Origin of the sequence: Planomicrobium stackebrandtii (assembly GCF_030814955.1) — a bacterium.
In the GTDB taxonomy this organism is placed as follows: Bacteria; Bacillota; Bacilli; order Bacillales_A; family Planococcaceae; genus Planococcus; species Planococcus stackebrandtii.
Genome location: NZ_JAUSWB010000005.1, coordinates 100,781 through 115,436 on the forward strand (window position 1 = coordinate 100,781; position 14,656 = coordinate 115,436).

12 protein-coding genes and 1 riboswitch are annotated in these 14,656 nt (G+C 46.0%); of the genes, 6 read left to right on the forward strand and 6 right to left on the reverse strand.

Annotated features, from left to right (window positions below; all coding sequences use genetic code 11):
• The first annotated feature begins 17 nt into the window (after nt 1-17).
• From QOZ98_RS10210 to QOZ98_RS10220, 3 genes are all read left to right on the forward strand, one after another.
• Nucleotides 18-1,265: a TerD family protein gene (locus QOZ98_RS10210; protein ID WP_308787349.1), complete on the forward strand. Its 1,248-nt coding sequence runs from the start codon at nt 18-20 to the stop codon at nt 1,263-1,265.
• A 432-nt stretch (nt 1,266-1,697) separates the two neighbouring features.
• On the forward strand, nt 1,698-2,468 hold the full coding sequence (gene proB / locus QOZ98_RS10215) for a glutamate 5-kinase (RefSeq protein ID WP_308787350.1): 771 nt from the start codon (nt 1,698-1,700) through the stop codon (nt 2,466-2,468).
• Nucleotides 2,469-2,497: 29 nt separating this feature from the next.
• Nucleotides 2,498-3,775 (forward strand): glutamate-5-semialdehyde dehydrogenase, encoded by a 1,278-nt coding sequence (locus QOZ98_RS10220; RefSeq protein WP_308787351.1) that lies wholly within the window; start codon nt 2,498-2,500, stop codon nt 3,773-3,775.
• A gap of 53 nt (nt 3,776-3,828) precedes the next feature.
• Here the strand turns inward: QOZ98_RS10220 and QOZ98_RS10225 are convergent, their stop codons facing one another.
• Nucleotides 3,829-4,233, reverse strand: a complete 405-nt coding sequence (locus QOZ98_RS10225; protein WP_308787352.1) for a DUF4395 domain-containing protein — start codon at nt 4,231-4,233, stop codon at nt 3,829-3,831.
• 77 nt (nt 4,234-4,310) lie between these two features.
• The gene (gene mgtE / locus QOZ98_RS10230; protein ID WP_308787353.1) at nt 4,311-5,669 is read right to left on the reverse strand and encodes a magnesium transporter; all 1,359 of its coding nucleotides are present in this window, start codon (nt 5,667-5,669) and stop codon (nt 4,311-4,313) included.
• Between the two features lie 125 nt (nt 5,670-5,794).
• Nucleotides 5,795-5,882, forward strand: a riboswitch (cyclic di-GMP riboswitch).
• Between the two features lie 45 nt (nt 5,883-5,927).
• Between mgtE and QOZ98_RS10235 the strand changes: the two genes are divergently transcribed.
• The 3 genes from QOZ98_RS10235 to QOZ98_RS10245 all read left to right on the forward strand — a co-directional run bounded on the left by QOZ98_RS10235 (nt 5,928) and on the right by QOZ98_RS10245 (nt 9,455).
• Nucleotides 5,928-6,797: an amidase gene (locus tag QOZ98_RS10235; protein WP_308787354.1), complete on the forward strand. Its 870-nt coding sequence runs from the start codon at nt 5,928-5,930 to the stop codon at nt 6,795-6,797.
• A 175-nt stretch (nt 6,798-6,972) separates the two neighbouring features.
• Nucleotides 6,973-8,019, forward strand: coding sequence for a hypothetical protein (locus QOZ98_RS10240; protein ID WP_308787355.1), 1,047 nt, complete (start codon nt 6,973-6,975; stop codon nt 8,017-8,019).
• Nucleotides 8,016-9,455, forward strand: coding sequence for a glycosyltransferase (locus tag QOZ98_RS10245; RefSeq protein WP_308787356.1), 1,440 nt, complete (start codon nt 8,016-8,018; stop codon nt 9,453-9,455). Before QOZ98_RS10240 ends, QOZ98_RS10245 begins: the two co-directional genes overlap by 4 nt.
• Before the next feature lie 32 nt (nt 9,456-9,487).
• Here QOZ98_RS10245 and QOZ98_RS10250 read toward each other — a convergent pair whose 3' ends face one another.
• The 4 genes from QOZ98_RS10250 to QOZ98_RS10265 all read right to left on the reverse strand — a co-directional run bounded on the left by QOZ98_RS10250 (nt 9,488) and on the right by QOZ98_RS10265 (nt 14,651).
• A complete protein-coding gene (locus tag QOZ98_RS10250) occupies nt 9,488-12,688 on the reverse strand; it encodes a hypothetical protein (RefSeq protein ID WP_308787357.1) in 3,201 nt (1,066 codons plus the stop codon).
• Between the two features lie 134 nt (nt 12,689-12,822).
• Nucleotides 12,823-13,359, reverse strand: coding sequence for a 1,2-dihydroxy-3-keto-5-methylthiopentene dioxygenase (locus QOZ98_RS10255; RefSeq protein ID WP_308787358.1), 537 nt, complete (start codon nt 13,357-13,359; stop codon nt 12,823-12,825).
• A gap of 15 nt (nt 13,360-13,374) precedes the next feature.
• Nucleotides 13,375-13,989, reverse strand: coding sequence for a methylthioribulose 1-phosphate dehydratase (locus QOZ98_RS10260; protein WP_308787359.1), 615 nt, complete (start codon nt 13,987-13,989; stop codon nt 13,375-13,377).
• Complete coding sequence (locus QOZ98_RS10265) at nt 13,986-14,651, reverse strand: 2-hydroxy-3-keto-5-methylthiopentenyl-1-phosphate phosphatase (RefSeq protein ID WP_308787360.1); 666 nt, start codon at nt 14,649-14,651, stop codon at nt 13,986-13,988. The genes QOZ98_RS10260 and QOZ98_RS10265 overlap by 4 nt, the downstream gene beginning before the upstream one ends.
• Nucleotides 14,652-14,656: the final 5 nt, after the last annotated feature.

The following is a 14,656-nucleotide window of genomic DNA, read 5'->3' on the forward strand; positions in this document are numbered from 1 at the left end:
TTCGAGGAGGAAAACAAATGGTGGTATTGATCAAAGGGCAAAAAGTGGATTTAACAAAAGTGCATCCTGGATTAAAACAGTTGAAGATTGGCTTGGGATGGGATATCAGCCAGACAGATTCATCGATTGACTTGGATGCAGTGGCTTTGCTGGTGGATGCGCAAGGAAAAGTTGCCGGGAAAGAAAATCTGGTTTTTTACAACAACCTGACTGGCGGCGGCACAGCAGTTCAGCTGACAAAGGACAATCAAACCGGAGCGGGTGCAGGGGATGACGAACAGCTGACAATTGATTTGGAAAAAATTCCAGCTGACATCAAAAAAGTTGCCATCGCAATCACAATTTATGACGGAGCCGCTAAAAAGCAAAGTTTTGGCCAAGTGTCAAACGCCTTTGTTCGAATTGAAGATGACCAAACGAAAAAAGAACTATGCAGATTTGATTTAGGCAAAGAGTTTAATGCGGATTTGACGCTGTTAGCAGGAGAGGTTTACCTGCACAATGGAGAATGGAAGTTTTCAGCAATTGGCCAAAGTGTTTCGGGAGACATCAGGGAGCTGTGCAAGCAATTTAATCTTGAGCTGCCGGCAGACGCCTTCACCAAAAAAAGCCCTCCTGTAAAAACGGAAGCAGCCAGCCCCAAGCCCGCTGCGGTAAACTTGAAGAAGGTGGAGCTGAAAAAAGCAGGAGACAAGATCAACTTGAGCAAAACCGATTCGCCATTAGGTGAAATCGTTGTCAACTTGAACTGGACACAAAAAACAGGTGGTGGCTTTTTGTCATCAATCCTCAATGCCAGCAATTCGGTGGATTTGGACTTGGGCTGTTTGTTTGAGTTGGAGGATGGTTCCAAAGGAGTTGTCCAGGCGCTTGGTAATGCCTTCGGAAACTTAAAGCAGCTGCCGCATGTAGCATTGGACCACGATGACCGGACAGGTACATCCAAGAGCGGGGAAAATCTTCGGATCAATGGAGACCAGCTTATGAAATTCAAACGGATTTTGGTTTACGCTTTTATTTACGAAGGTGCAGCCAATTGGGCAGAAGTGGACGGAATTGTCACATTGAAACAAAAAAGCGGGCCTGATGTCGAGGTCCGTTTGGATGAACACCGCAAAGGCAAGCGGATGTGTGCCATCGCATTGATCGAAAACGAAAAAAATCAAACCTTGAGTGTCAAAAAAGTGGTCGAGTATTTTTCGGGGCACCGGGAAATGGACAAAGCTTTCAACTGGGGAATGACCTGGAGCGCTGGTTCTAAATAAGCGAAGAATGAAGCGTGGATTCCTGAATCCATGCTTTTTTTATTTTAAATTTTCCGCCTAAAGTTCTGTATGCCGATTAAAGCATATGTGATAGACTGGCGTTTCCATCAAAAAATTTTCTTTTTATATAGAATAATCCGAACTTTATTCTGCGAGCACCTTCCAAAAGCGGCTGATAGACTGAAAAACATCTATTTACTTTTCATTGCTTTGCATAAATATTCATATATTTCGTATATTTAATTATTAAAAACACTTTTATATAGGAAAAAATGGTTTATTGAATTGACTTAAAATACAAAACAGTGCATAATAACTCTATTAAACAGATTCGGCGAAAAATAAGGAAATAAAGTCACGGAGGCAAGGTTCTTCCGCTTTTAATGAAAAGGAAGAACTTTTTTATTTATTAAAATCGGGTGGTGACTGCACGTGGAGAAGAAAAGAATTGTTGTGAAGATAGGCAGCAGCTCATTGACAGATGAGCACGGTACACTGTCGATTGAAAAGTTGCGTGAGCACGTGGATGCACTGGCTCGCTTAAAAGAACATGGCCATGAAGTGATATTGATCTCATCTGGAGCAGTAGCTGCAGGATGTACGGGCATGGGCTATTTATCGCGTCCGGATACGGTTGTTGATAAACAGTCAGCGGCAGCAGTTGGCCAAAGCCTGTTGCTGCAAGCATACGCAGACGAATGCAAGAAGCACAGCATTGTGGCTGCACAGCTGTTGTTAACAAAAGATCTCTACAAAAATGCTAATGCGACCATTTCCAAGCTATTGGAACGAAACGTCCTGCCAATTATCAATGAGAACGACTCTGTTTCAGTGGAAGAGCTGACATTTGGCGATAATGATATGCTGTCGGCATTAGTCAGTGGCCTTGTCCACGCTGATTTCCTGGTGATTTTAACAGATATCAACGGCATTTATCAGGATAATCCAAGAACCAACCCACAGGCTCAAAAATACCTTCATCTTCAGGAAATCCCCGATGAACTAGTGGATGCGACATCCTCAGACGGCTCGACTGTTGGAACAGGCGGCATGAAGTCAAAAGTAGAAGCAGCACGGACTGCATTGGCTTTCGGAGTTCAAGTATTTATCGGTTCTGGAACGGGCAGTGAAAAACTGGTGGATATTTTTCAAGGCAAAGGCGATGGAACCTATATCGGTGTGAAAGCAAAAATGGGTGTTTGAGCAAGGGAAAATCGAAAGGGGTATCAGGAATGACGGAACTTCTTCAAGAACAGCAAACTGAAAAAAGTGAACTTCTTCAAAAGGCGATTCAAGCAAAGCAGGCTTCAGCAGTGCTGGCCAAGTCGACAACCAAACAAAAAAATAATGCTTTGCGCACTATTTCCACGCACTTACTGGAAGAGCAAGCTTATATTTTAGAAGAAAACAGCAAGGATGTTGAAGCGGGACGGCAAAACGGCATGAGTGAATCCTTAGTGGACCGCCTTCAACTGGATCCATTGCGGTTAAAGGATATGGCGGATGCTTTGATTCAATTGACCAAGCTGGCAGACCCGGTCGGTGAAGTACTGGAAAAGTGGGAGCGGCCGAACGGTCTGACAATGTCCAAAATCCGTGTTCCTTTAGGTGTGGTCGGCATGATTTATGAAGCGCGGCCGAATGTCACAGTTGATGCGTCCAGCCTATGCCTAAAAACCGGCAATGCAGTAGTGCTGCGCGGCAGCTCCACAGCGATCCATTCCAATAAAGCCATTGTTTCTGTGATTCGTGGTGCGCTTGAGAAAACTGACCTGCCCGTCGAATCGGTGCAATTACTGGAAGACACCAGCAGAGAAGCGGCCTCGCACATGTTCAAGCTGAATCAATACCTGGATGTGCTGATTCCTAGGGGCGGTGCGAAACTCATCCAGACTGTCGTCCAAAACTCTACCGTGCCGGTATTGGAAACGGGGGCAGGAAACTGCCATATTTACATCGATGAAACAGCAGATCTTAAAATGGCAATTGCTATAGCGCTGAACGCCAAAACCCAGCGGCCATCAGTCTGTAATTCCTGTGAAAGTATATTGGTCCATAAAGCTTGGGCTGAAAAGCATTTGCCGCAGTTATTGGCCGCATTGCAGGAACAGCAAGTGAAGATTCATGGTGATCAAGAAGTACAGAAACTCTCTCCTAATGTAATACCTGCAGTAGAAGGGGATTGGGGAACTGAATATTTGGGTCTGGAAGTGGCGCTGAAAACCGTTGATGGCATAGGTGAAGCAATCGATCACATCAACACCTATGGAACCAAGCATTCAGAAGCGATCATCTCTTCCAACTCTGAAAATGTCGATCAATTCTTTATGGAAATTGATGCAGCAGCTGTGTATCACAACGCTTCAACTCGTTTTACGGACGGCTTTGAATTCGGCTTTGGAGCAGAAATCGGCATCAGCACACAAAAGCTCCATGCCCGCGGACCTATGGGCTTGCCTGCATTGACGTCAACAAAGTACATTGTGCGCGGCAACGGACAAATAAAATAATGATTTTGTTATAAACAGAAAAAACCGGAAGCTCATTGCCTCCGGTTTTTTCTTTATGCTGTTCGATTGTGTTTCCACATCATATAGCGGTAACGGATGGTGCAGCCGATGCAATAGCCCATGAGCGCAACTCCTGCTGCGATAATGACCATGATGCTGAAGGCGTAAGCCAGAAGCGGAATGCCAAGTGTGAAAAACACGAGCGACAGCCCTAAACAAATGGTTGCAATCCACTGGTTGAACAGCTGTTGATCCCTGTCTTCCTGCTGATAATCTGCCATCGGCTTATTCAAAAAGCGACGGCTGAATAGAATCACGGGATTCTTCTTTGTCATCAATGTATAAACTCCAACAGCAAACGGCAATAACAGAATGGCTGGATGGAGCAAGAGCGCCGCTAACACAGTAGCGACGATAAAAGCTTGATTGGTTTGGACAAGGGGTTTCGGAATCGTCATGGACTCGCCTCCTGGGATTTCCACCTATTATACCGAGTAACTTACTGGGAATAAAGATAATTGCTTGAAACAACGAATTACATCAACTGAGAAATAAACAGAGTGGCCATGCCGAAATAAATCAGCAGGGACAGAATGTCATTGATAGTCGTAATTAACGGGCCGGATGCCACAGCTGGATCAATATTCAACCGGTAAAGGATGAGCGGAATAATCGTGCCGGCTAAAGTTCCGATGATTAAGGTCATCAGCAAGGAACCGCCGACTACAATGCCCAACATAAAATTGCCCTGCCATACATAAGCAACCAGTAAGATCAGTACGGAACAAATCGCGCCGATAATAATGCCCACCCATAGCTCTCTGATGATGAGCTTGATGGTCTGATGGGCATCAAGCTTTTGCGATGCCAGTCCACGGACCACTACAGACAGCGATTGGGTTCCGGTGTTTCCGGTCATCCCGGCAATCATCGGCATAAAAAACGTCAAGGCGACCACTGTTTGGAGAGTATCTTCAAAGCGGCTGATGATGCCGCCGGAAAACAGCCCGATGAACAGCAGAAGAACCAGCCAGGGCAAGCGGCGATAAGCTGCCGTCAAAGCTGGTGTGTTAAAGTCGATTGATTTACCTGAAGCCGAAAGTTTTTCAATGTCTTCGTTTGCTTCCTGCATGACGACATCGATAACGTCATCGACTGTTATGACGCCGGCGAGGGTGTTGTCTTTTTCCACAATCGGCAGCGTGACAAAATCATAGCGGCTGATCAATTGGGCTGCATCTTCCTGATCGGTCAAGACATCGGCCTTCACGACGCGATTGTACATGACTTCTTCGATTTTGTCCTCAAGGTTTCCGAGGATCAAATCCTTATAGGAAACGACACCCACCAGTTTTTTGTCTTCGTCTACAACATAAAGGTAGTTGAGGTACTCGGCCAATTCGGCAAAATGCTTAATCTTATCGACGGCTTCCCGAATGGTGGAATGGCGCGGAATCCACACATACCGGTTATTCATCAAACGTCCGGCAGTTTCAGGGGGATAAGTCATGGTGCGTTGGACAAACCGGGAATCGTCCTGATTGATCTGCGACAGGAGTTCTTCGATTCGCTCAGGCTCCAGATCCGCCAACAGCAATGCCAAATCATCATTGTCCATGCGGTCTAGAACTTTAGCGGATTTTTCCAGCCCCAATTTTTGAAGAATATTGATTTGCTCATTTTTGGAGAGTTCCTGCATGACGTCCGTCAATTGGCGGATCGTCAAAAACAGCAGGAATTTATTGCGGTGCTTGTCCGGCAGATGCCGGTATTGTATGGCCATATCATATGGCTGGAGTTCGTCCAGGATGTCCTGAAACTCATTTACTTTGCTTTCTTTTAAAGACTTGATCAAAGCCAACGTGATTTCGTCTTCAAGTAATGCTGTTGACATTTCGTTTACTCCTTCCATTCAGGTAATACAAGAATCCTATTGTTGATTATTGCGTTAAATCCCCTGTTTGAAAAGGGCAAAAAAAAAGATGGTAGAATTGAATTATTTGACATATAATAATGAAAATCTGAAAAAGGCAAACTTCACCGAAAGGGAAGGACGCAAAGCTATGAGCCTAACCGTTGAAAAACGCAAGGTTGTCAGGTTGCCTGGGTCTCGTTCTGTGAGCCACGGCTGACAGAGCGGGAGGAAAAGAAAATGAAAAAATTAATGATGGCGGGTGTGTGGTTGTTGTTTATGCTGACACAAAGTGGTTTTGATGCCCAAGCTGCTGAGGTGGATGTTAAAGCCACCTGGCTATGGAATCCATGGATGATCTACAGTGATGAAGCGGGTACGCTGGCATTTCTGGAAAGCAAGGATGTCAACAAGGTCTATGTGCAGATCGATGCCGATATTCCGACGAGTGTTTATCAGAGTTTTATCGAAAAAGCGGGAGCTGCCGGCATGGCCATCTATGCACTTGACGGAGCTGCTGATTGGGTAGCGCCGAAAGGTTTTATTAAACAGGATCGGTTGATGTCCTGGTTATCGGCTTATCAGCAAGGGGCTGCTCCGGCCCAAAGATTTGCCGGAGTTCACCTGGATGTCGAGCCCTATCTGTACAGCGGCTGGAACACTAACCGGGCAGCGACCATCAAGTCTTATCAAGCCCTGCTGACAAAAGCGAAATCCAGCACGGCTGCATTGAACTTGCCGTTGGAAGCTGATCTTCCTTTCTGGTTCGATGAAATTTCCTATAAAAATACCTATGGCAAAGGTGTACTCGCTGAATGGGTAATCGCGAATACGCACAGCGTCACCTTGATGGCCTACCGGGATTCGGCCGCCATGATTACGGAACTGGTGAAAAACGAAATTGCTTATGGAGAAAAATATGGCAAGGCAGTAGTAGTAGGCGTTGAAACTGGCCAAACCGATGAAGGGGATGCCATTTCTTTCTACGAAGAAGGAGAAGCCTTTATGGAAGGTGAGCTCGCTGCAGTATCCGCCCATTATGCCGGCGCAAAAGGATTTGGCGGCATCGCGATCCACCACGTGGACAGCTGGAAGACGATGGCTCCATAAAAAGACGGTAAACAGCAAGGTTGGCCGATTGGGCTCAACCTTGCTGTTTTTTCTATCAGTAAAACAGGGCTGGACATGATATAATATCCATAAATTATCATTTTTTAAATTTTTTTAAAAATATTTGGATGTATAAAAGTTGATAAATTAGGCTTCTGAAAAAGGAGAGTTGTTGATGATCGAAATTTTTATATGGGTCGTCTTTAGTTTGTTGGGGATCCAATTGCTGATATTGGCTTTGCTGATTGGCTGGAAAATGAAAAACTTAGCGCGAGAAAATGAAATTAGAAAAATGATGGTAATCTTAAAGCCGCAATTCCAGCAATACATTAAAGGGACGCAGCAGGCCGAGCCAGCTTTGCCTGCTGCCAAGCGAAATCGTTTTAAGCTTATGGAAAGGATGCTCGATGAATTTTTAGCTGAAGATTTGCAGGAGGAGCAGAAAACAACTATTCATATGCTGGCAGACAAGCATTTAGCGGAGCATTACCGTCGTACCTTAAAAAAAGGAAATTGGGCAGAACGCATCAATGCACTGTACTTTATTGAGGATTTCCGGCTTTTTTCTTTAAAGGAAGATGTCTATCAGCATTTCGCAAAAATCAGCAAACGGGATGAAGAGTTTCGCCAATGCATCCGTGTCTGTGCCACATTGCAGGAAGTGAGGCTGATGGATGCAGCTGTTGGAAGCAAAGACTTGTCATTCGGGATGATAAAAGAATTGCTGTACCGCTTGGATGAGAATTTACTGAAGATGACACTGGAGCGGATGCAATCAAAAGAGGATATCTCGGAAAATATGCTTTATGCCTTTATCAGTTTCAGTGGAGAACACCAGATTGACATGATCTTTCCATTTGTCGAAAAGAAATTACTGGACGAACGCATGGAAGTCCGCCTGAAGGCCATGAGCAGCTTGTGCAATTATAAGAAAATGACAGACCCTGCTATTCTTTCCGGATTCTTTGATTCAAAACACTGGCAAGAGCGAATGTATGCCGCTAAGCTGACAGGCGCCTGCCATTTTGAGCAGTACAAGCCAAATTTGATCTATTTGCTGTCGGACAATATCTGGTGGGTCCGTTTTGCAGGGGCTGAAAATCTTAAAGTCTTCAGAGGCGGCAACCATGTGCTTGAGCAGGTGTCGGCTGATCACGCGGATGCGTATGCGAGGGATATCGCCAAACATATGCTGACAAGGGAAGGTGCAAACTTCACATGAGTGGAACCGGAATTACATTATTCATCGAAATTATTTCCTGGGCAATAATCGGCTATATGCTCGCAGCCGGCGCAATTTACTTGGTCCTTTTTCTGGTAGCCAGCCCCAAAATAAGCAAAGAAAAAAAGTTGAACCGCCAGGAACAAATTGAGGAAATGTCGATCAATAAAGACACGTATCCAATTTCCATCCTGGTTCCTGCCTATAACGAGGAAGCGGGAGTGGCCAGTACGGTCCGTTCCTTATTGAATTTGAATTATCCTCAATATGAGATCATTGTAGTCAACGATGGATCTACAGATAAGACCAGCGAAAAAGTGATGGCCCAATTCAAGATGGAACCAATTGAATTGGCGATTCGGACCTATTTTAAAACGGGGGAGATCAAACGGGCTTATCGCTCGTCTCTTCACCCTAATCTATTTTTGATTGAAAAAGAAAATGGCGGAAAAGCAGATGCTTTAAATGCAGGCGTCAATTTCTCGCGATATCCGTATTTTGCGGCGATTGACGGCGATTCGATCCTCGAGCAGGATGCCTTGCTGAAAACCATGAAACCGATTGTTGATTCCAGTGGGATGGTGACAGCGACCGGCGGGACTGTAAGAATTGCCAATGGCTGCAAAATCAACCGCGGCGTCATCGAACAGGTAGCATTGCCGAAAAAGCCCCTGGAAGTCATGCAGATTATCGAATACTTCCGTGCCTTTCTGATCGGCCGTCTCGGCTTTAGCCGGGTCAATATCCTGTTGATCATTTCCGGAGCGTTCGGTGTTTTCGAGAAAAGCCGGGTCATCAAAGTAGGGGGCTATAAAACCGATACTGTCGGTGAAGACATGGAATTGATTGTCCGGTTGCACCGATCCATCAAAGACGAAAAATCAAAACAGCGGATTGAATACATCCAGGATCCGGTCTGCTGGACCGAAGCACCGAGCACGGTTGCTTCCCTGCGTGCACAGCGCATCCGCTGGCAAAGAGGCCTTGCCGAAACGCTGTGGACGCACCGTGGAATGATGTTCAATCCGAAATACAGAGGAATCGGAATGTTTTCGATGCCTTATTACGTTTTTATTGAATTGCTCAGCGCGGTCTTTGAAGTGATGGGTTATTTCATCATTATCGGCGGCTTCGCCTTTTCCTTCATTGAAACGGACATTGCCGTTATCATGCTGCTGGTAATGGTGCTGTATGGCTCCTTGTTGTCCGCACTTGCCGTGCTGCTGGAAGAGTGGACCTACCACAAATATCCGACCGTCAGAAGCATCCTTGTCCTTTACGTCTATGCGTTGACCGAGACATTCTGGTACCGGATCCTGATGAACTTCTGGCGGGTCCAAGGCTTGTTTTACGCCTTCAAGAAAAAATCAGTATGGGGAGACATGGAACGTAAAGGTGTATTCTCCGATGACGAACAAAAAGAAGGAAGCCTGTAAACGGCTTCCTTCTTTTTGTTATTTGGTTTATGTCACTTTGTCTCGCCAAAGGTCTTTTGAAGAATGTAATAAGATTGCTTCAGCCGCTCCTCGGATTGTGGCAAACCCCAGGTGTCCCATGTGTACTGGGCTGCTTGGTCAGCATCGAAAGTTTCAGCCGCTTTTCCGTCTTGTCGGGTTAAAGCAGCTGTGACATCCAGCCCGTCAATCGTTTCGGAAGATTCAATGCCATCTTTCTGAAGATCGCCGATAAATTCCCGTTTGGCTGGGTCTTTGGCATTCAGCAGCATCCACGGAATCCGAATTTCCATGATTCCGGTTTCTTTGTCGTAATAATAATCATTCAGAGAATCATAGTCTTCGTGCTCCGGATTGGCAATGCCGAATCGCAAGATGCCCGTTTCATATGCATCAAACGGATACACTTCGCCGGTATCGGGGCGAACAAATTCTTTGTTCAAGGCCAGGCGGATCGGGTGGAAAGTCGATTCGATGTTTTCTTCTGCTGGAATCATCTCCAAACGTTCGTGATAATCATAGTAGAAGCTGTCATAATCGCCGGCCACCAATAAACGGGCCTGCTCCAATCCTTCGATTTTTAACTGGAAGTCCGCCAGAAATTCTGTGTTTTTCAAAGCATCAACTGCGATGCCTTTATTGTCACGGACGCTGAAATACAGGTTGAAATCCTGTTCGTTCCACCAGGTTTTATTGGCCGGATCGAATTGGGCTTTAATGTAGACATATCGTTCATCCGAATCCAAAGCCAGCGATCTGAGCGCTCCGTCCCGTTTTTCGTAAAGTGTTTGGCCGTCTGTCCAATCGTCCTGTCCATCGACTTTCACTTTATGGCGGTCAAAGCTCAGCAGGCCGAACTGCTGCTCGTTGGTTTGGGCATTTGACCAGAAGGGCCGTTCATTTGGATTGTCATAATCCATTGTATTCCAGGTGCGCTTAAACCATTCGTCCTGCCAAGTGAATACCATTCCGCCGAGCATCCCTTCTTCGAGAATATCTTCATACAGATGGCTGACAATGTCACCCTGCTGCTGTTCAGAAACAAATCCCTGATTCCAGCCGAACGGGTTTTCATGGGTCATGCCGCGCGAAGCGGGCACACCAAACTCGGCGATGACAATTGGCATGTCGTGGGAATCATTTAAATCTTTCAAGTAACCCGCGTAGTTATTGAACTCTCCGCGGTGGTCTACAAATTCGGTATAGCGTTCGTCCAAATTCAGAAAATCAGGGTAGTACGGATAGACATGGTAAGACGCAAACATGCCGACCGTATTGGTTATACCTTTCGTTTTGATGTGATTGGGATCGACGGTGGCCATGTCTTCCTGTTCACTCGGTTCTGCAGGCTGATCGATATTGTCTGTCGTCACCCAGTTGGTAAAGCTCAGCGGACGCATGCTTTGGTATTCGTCCAGCTCGTATTCCGCAAGGCGGTCCAATTGTTGTGCCAGCCAATGTTCCATGGGATTGGCGCCTTCTGTGTATACGTGGGTGCCATCATAGTCGCCCAGGTCAGGGTAGTCAAGCTCCATCTGATGGACCGTCAAAGGAAACCATTCGATGCCGATCATCCAACCGATGACGTAAGGGGAGATATCTGTCTTATAGCTTCCATAAGCATGGCCAGGTTCTTGCTTTACGACCGCATTGCCGTGGATGACGTCCACTATTTTTTTGACTTCAGCCTGAAATCGTTCAGTGATTTCAGGGGTGAAGGCATCTAAGGTCTCCACCAAAGGTTCTTCATCAATCCAGACGCCGTGATACAGATAAAGGGGCTCTTTGGCGCTGGCATTGTAAGCGCCAAAGGCTTCATAGAACGCTGGAGGATGGAGAGTATAGACGCGCACTGCATTGGCATTCATTTCGCCAATTGCCTGGAACCAGCGGTCATACTCCTCCCGTGTAATTGCGGCTTCTCCGGGAAATGTTCCCGGTTTGGCCATTCCCATATTGACGCCTTTAATGGTGAATGGCTGCCATTCGCCGTCCTGGTAGACTTCGAACGCCTGTCCGTTTACGCGGGAAGGATAAGCAATGCCTTCCTTTTCGGCGGCAGTTGCTTTGACCGTCTCAACCTCTGTGTTCTTGTCTTCTGTATTTGCCAAAATGGTTTCCATCATCGGTACGTAAGTTTGCCAGTAAAAACTCTTTTCGGCATCCAGTGATTCCATGGAAATGAACGAGCGCAGTTTCGAGAAGCTCGAGTAGCGATAGAAGCTCGGGGTGTCGTCAATGTCGACAAAATCTCCAGCAAAATAATAGAGGTCTGCTCCTTGTCTGGACTGATAGAATACAGCGGGAAAGTTCTCGGGGATGCCGGCAGCTTTTAGTTTCTTGCTGCCTGCACTTTCAAGATCCCATTGGTAGTCTGCCAGAACTTCGGTGCCTGCAGCCGCTTCGTTAATATCAAACCAATAACCGAAAGAAGGGCTATCTGTTAAATCGAACTGGGCAGTTCCTTGTTCAGTAAAGTCTAAGTGGAGCCCCTCAGCGCCGACTTCTCCGGCCTCTTCGGAAAGGACCACAATTTCGCCTTCTTCATCATTGACCAGGACAAATCCAGCGCCTTCAAAATTCCATTTCATATCGTTTTTCTCATAGTTATCCACTATCCACTGAGGCACTTCGCCTTCAGGTGCGTGAAGGTCCACAAAACGGCGTCCACTCCAGCCGCTCCACTCGAGTCCCAAAAACTCGTTCATGTCCTGGGCCACTTCTTTTGGAGTAGGGGAGGCGAAAGTATTGAATTCCACAACCAAGTCCGTTCCTTGAGACTCTACCTGCTTTTTAATGGTCTGCCATTCATCCATTTGAAGTCCGCCGGAAATCATGGACGAACTGCCAGGTTTTTTTTCCGCGGTTTGCCACGGGAGGTCTTCCTCGTATACGCCATAAGAATCCGCCAGGTAAATGAGGTCGGTTCCAGACAAATCTTCAGGCAATTCACGAGTCGTGTAGCTTTCCGCTTCTTCATCCGGAACAAAGCCGTAATAATCAGCATCGGCTTGATACGCGCCTTCGGATTCAGATACATAGCGATGGTGGTTCAGCAGCCAGGTCAATCCTTTATGCTCCCGGTAGCTTTCGGTCGGAACCGTCTTATCAACAATCGCTACATTCACTATTTTTTCTTCCTGAAAAAACCAGATCACAATAGGTAAGCCAATTAAAACTACAACTGCCAATAAGGACAGAAGCATTTTCTTCATTCAAACCACTCTCTTCTATTTGCAAAATATAACTCGGAGATTATTATAGCTTAAAAATTGGATAAAATAGAAATAAATTACCTATTTTTTCAAATAAAAAAGACCCGACATAGTCGGATCTTTGGACCATATTATTAGTTTTGAACGTTGCTTTCCTCCTGGTAAACCGGTACCCAGCCTTCTGTTGTTACAAAGATGCGAACGGCTACAACTTTGCGGTCATCAGCAAGTGTAAAGTAATGTGTAATGTTTTCCGGTACCGAAATCAAGTCGCCTGGAGTCAGGTGGACTTCAAAAAAGCGTTCGTCTTTTCCTTGGATGATAAAGACGCCATGACCACTGACGATGTAGCGCACTTCATCATCTGTATGGATATGTTTGCGCTGGAAGTTTTTCAATAACTCATCCAGTTTCGGATTGGAGTCAGACAGGGAAATGATATCCGCTGCCTGGTAACCGCGGCGTTCTGAAATGTCATCGATTTCAATTTTGAATGCTTGAAGAATTTCATCTTTGTTTTCATCGCTTAAGTCGAATTTTTCGCGAAGATGTTCCGGCAATTTACTGTTGTCCCAATGTTCATAAACGACTTCCTGCTGCTCCAGAAATGCTGCAACCTCGTTTTGCGCTTCAATTGTTTCGTTTGTTCCTTGAATTTTAATAATAGCCATTCTAATCTTCCTCTCTTATTTTAAGTGTAGTTGCAATGCCAATTGGTATTGAAATAAAAACTCACAAGCTTCAAGCAGTTTTTTCGCTTCAAAGCCATCTTTTCCCCAGACGGTGATGCCGTGGTTGCGGATCAGCACCGCTCCTTTATCAGCGGTAATGGATGATTCAAATTCATGGGCGAGTTTTGGAATATCTGCGTGGTTGGGGATGATGGGAATCGTCAGTACCGCGTCTTCTTCCCATAATCCGAAGGCTTTGATCAGTTCCTGTCCCTGGAAATCGATTTTTCCGGCATCGCCGTATAATTCGGAAATGACATTATTGGCGACTGTATGGACATGGAGGCTGCAGCCGGCGCTTGTCTTTCCGTAAATTGCACAATGCAATAAGGTTTCGGCAGAGGGTTTCAGCGATGTTTCAACAGCTGGCTGGCCATTGGCATCGACAAGCAAAAAATCTTCATCTGTGCGCTTTTTCTTGTCTTTTCCGCTCGCGGTTACCAGGAACTCCAACGGTTCGTCCGCCACTTTGATGGCGAGATTGCCGCTGGTTCCCATAAACCAGTCGCGAACCGCCAGCTCGTCTTTGACATCTGCCAGTTCCAGCCATTTGTCCTGTAATGCAGTCATGATTTCACCCCTATGTATTCATCGACAATGGCGATGACTTCATGGAAGGTTTCAAACGGTTCATAATTGATGCCGGCCTCATGGCATTTTTCAGCCAGCAAATCCCGGGCAATGACGAAATCGGCTTCTTTGGCAGCTTCCCAATCACTGATGGAATCTCCGATCACGATGCTTTTGGTACCATCATCCAAAAGATCACGGATGACAGAGGGCTTACAGCAGCCGCAGCCTTGGCTGGTGCAAGTTTCGTCGCAGCCATGCGGGAATTCCAGGTTAATCGTGTCTTGTGAAAAGTTGGCGCTGTTGCAGTAGATGCCGTCAAAAGGCCCGAAAGGTTCAAGCAGCGGATAGACAAAGAAATCGATGCCGCCGCTGACAATATATAAAGAAAGCTGCTGTTTTTTCGCATAGGCAACAAAATCGCTGAAGCCTTCGCGTATTTCCGCCTGTTCCAAAACATAGGAAATGACATCGTCTTTTGCCGAAACCGGGAGTAGAGAAAACATCTTCGCAACACCCTCACGTATGGAGATGGATTGGTCAAGGATCTGGTCTTTGACTGGTTCCCAGCCCGGTGGATCAAACTTCTTCAGGATGGCGATGATGTTGTCATTGGCTGTAATCGTGCCGTCAAAATCACAGAAAATAATCGGTTTGTTCAATCTTT

What these genes read in the sequence shown, in the direction of transcription:
- QOZ98_RS10255 (WP_308787358.1), bottom strand. Translation starts at nt 13,359, where the DNA reads ATGGCTATTATTAAAATTCAAGGAACAAACGAAACAATTGAAGCGCAA.
- QOZ98_RS10240 (WP_308787355.1), top strand. Translation starts at nt 6,973, where the DNA reads ATGATCGAAATTTTTATATGGGTCGTCTTTAGTTTGTTGGGGATCCAA.
- QOZ98_RS10220 (WP_308787351.1), top strand. Translation starts at nt 2,498, where the DNA reads ATGACGGAACTTCTTCAAGAACAGCAAACTGAAAAAAGTGAACTTCTT.
- QOZ98_RS10245 (WP_308787356.1), top strand. Translation starts at nt 8,016, where the DNA reads ATGAGTGGAACCGGAATTACATTATTCATCGAAATTATTTCCTGGGCA.
- QOZ98_RS10260 (WP_308787359.1), bottom strand. Translation starts at nt 13,989, where the DNA reads ATGACTGCATTACAGGACAAATGGCTGGAACTGGCAGATGTCAAAGAC.
- mgtE (WP_308787353.1), bottom strand. Translation starts at nt 5,669, where the DNA reads ATGTCAACAGCATTACTTGAAGACGAAATCACGTTGGCTTTGATCAAG.
- QOZ98_RS10210 (WP_308787349.1), top strand. Translation starts at nt 18, where the DNA reads ATGGTGGTATTGATCAAAGGGCAAAAAGTGGATTTAACAAAAGTGCAT.
- QOZ98_RS10235 (WP_308787354.1), top strand. Translation starts at nt 5,928, where the DNA reads ATGAAAAAATTAATGATGGCGGGTGTGTGGTTGTTGTTTATGCTGACA.
- QOZ98_RS10225 (WP_308787352.1), bottom strand. Translation starts at nt 4,233, where the DNA reads ATGACGATTCCGAAACCCCTTGTCCAAACCAATCAAGCTTTTATCGTC.
- QOZ98_RS10250 (WP_308787357.1), bottom strand. Translation starts at nt 12,688, where the DNA reads ATGAAGAAAATGCTTCTGTCCTTATTGGCAGTTGTAGTTTTAATTGGC.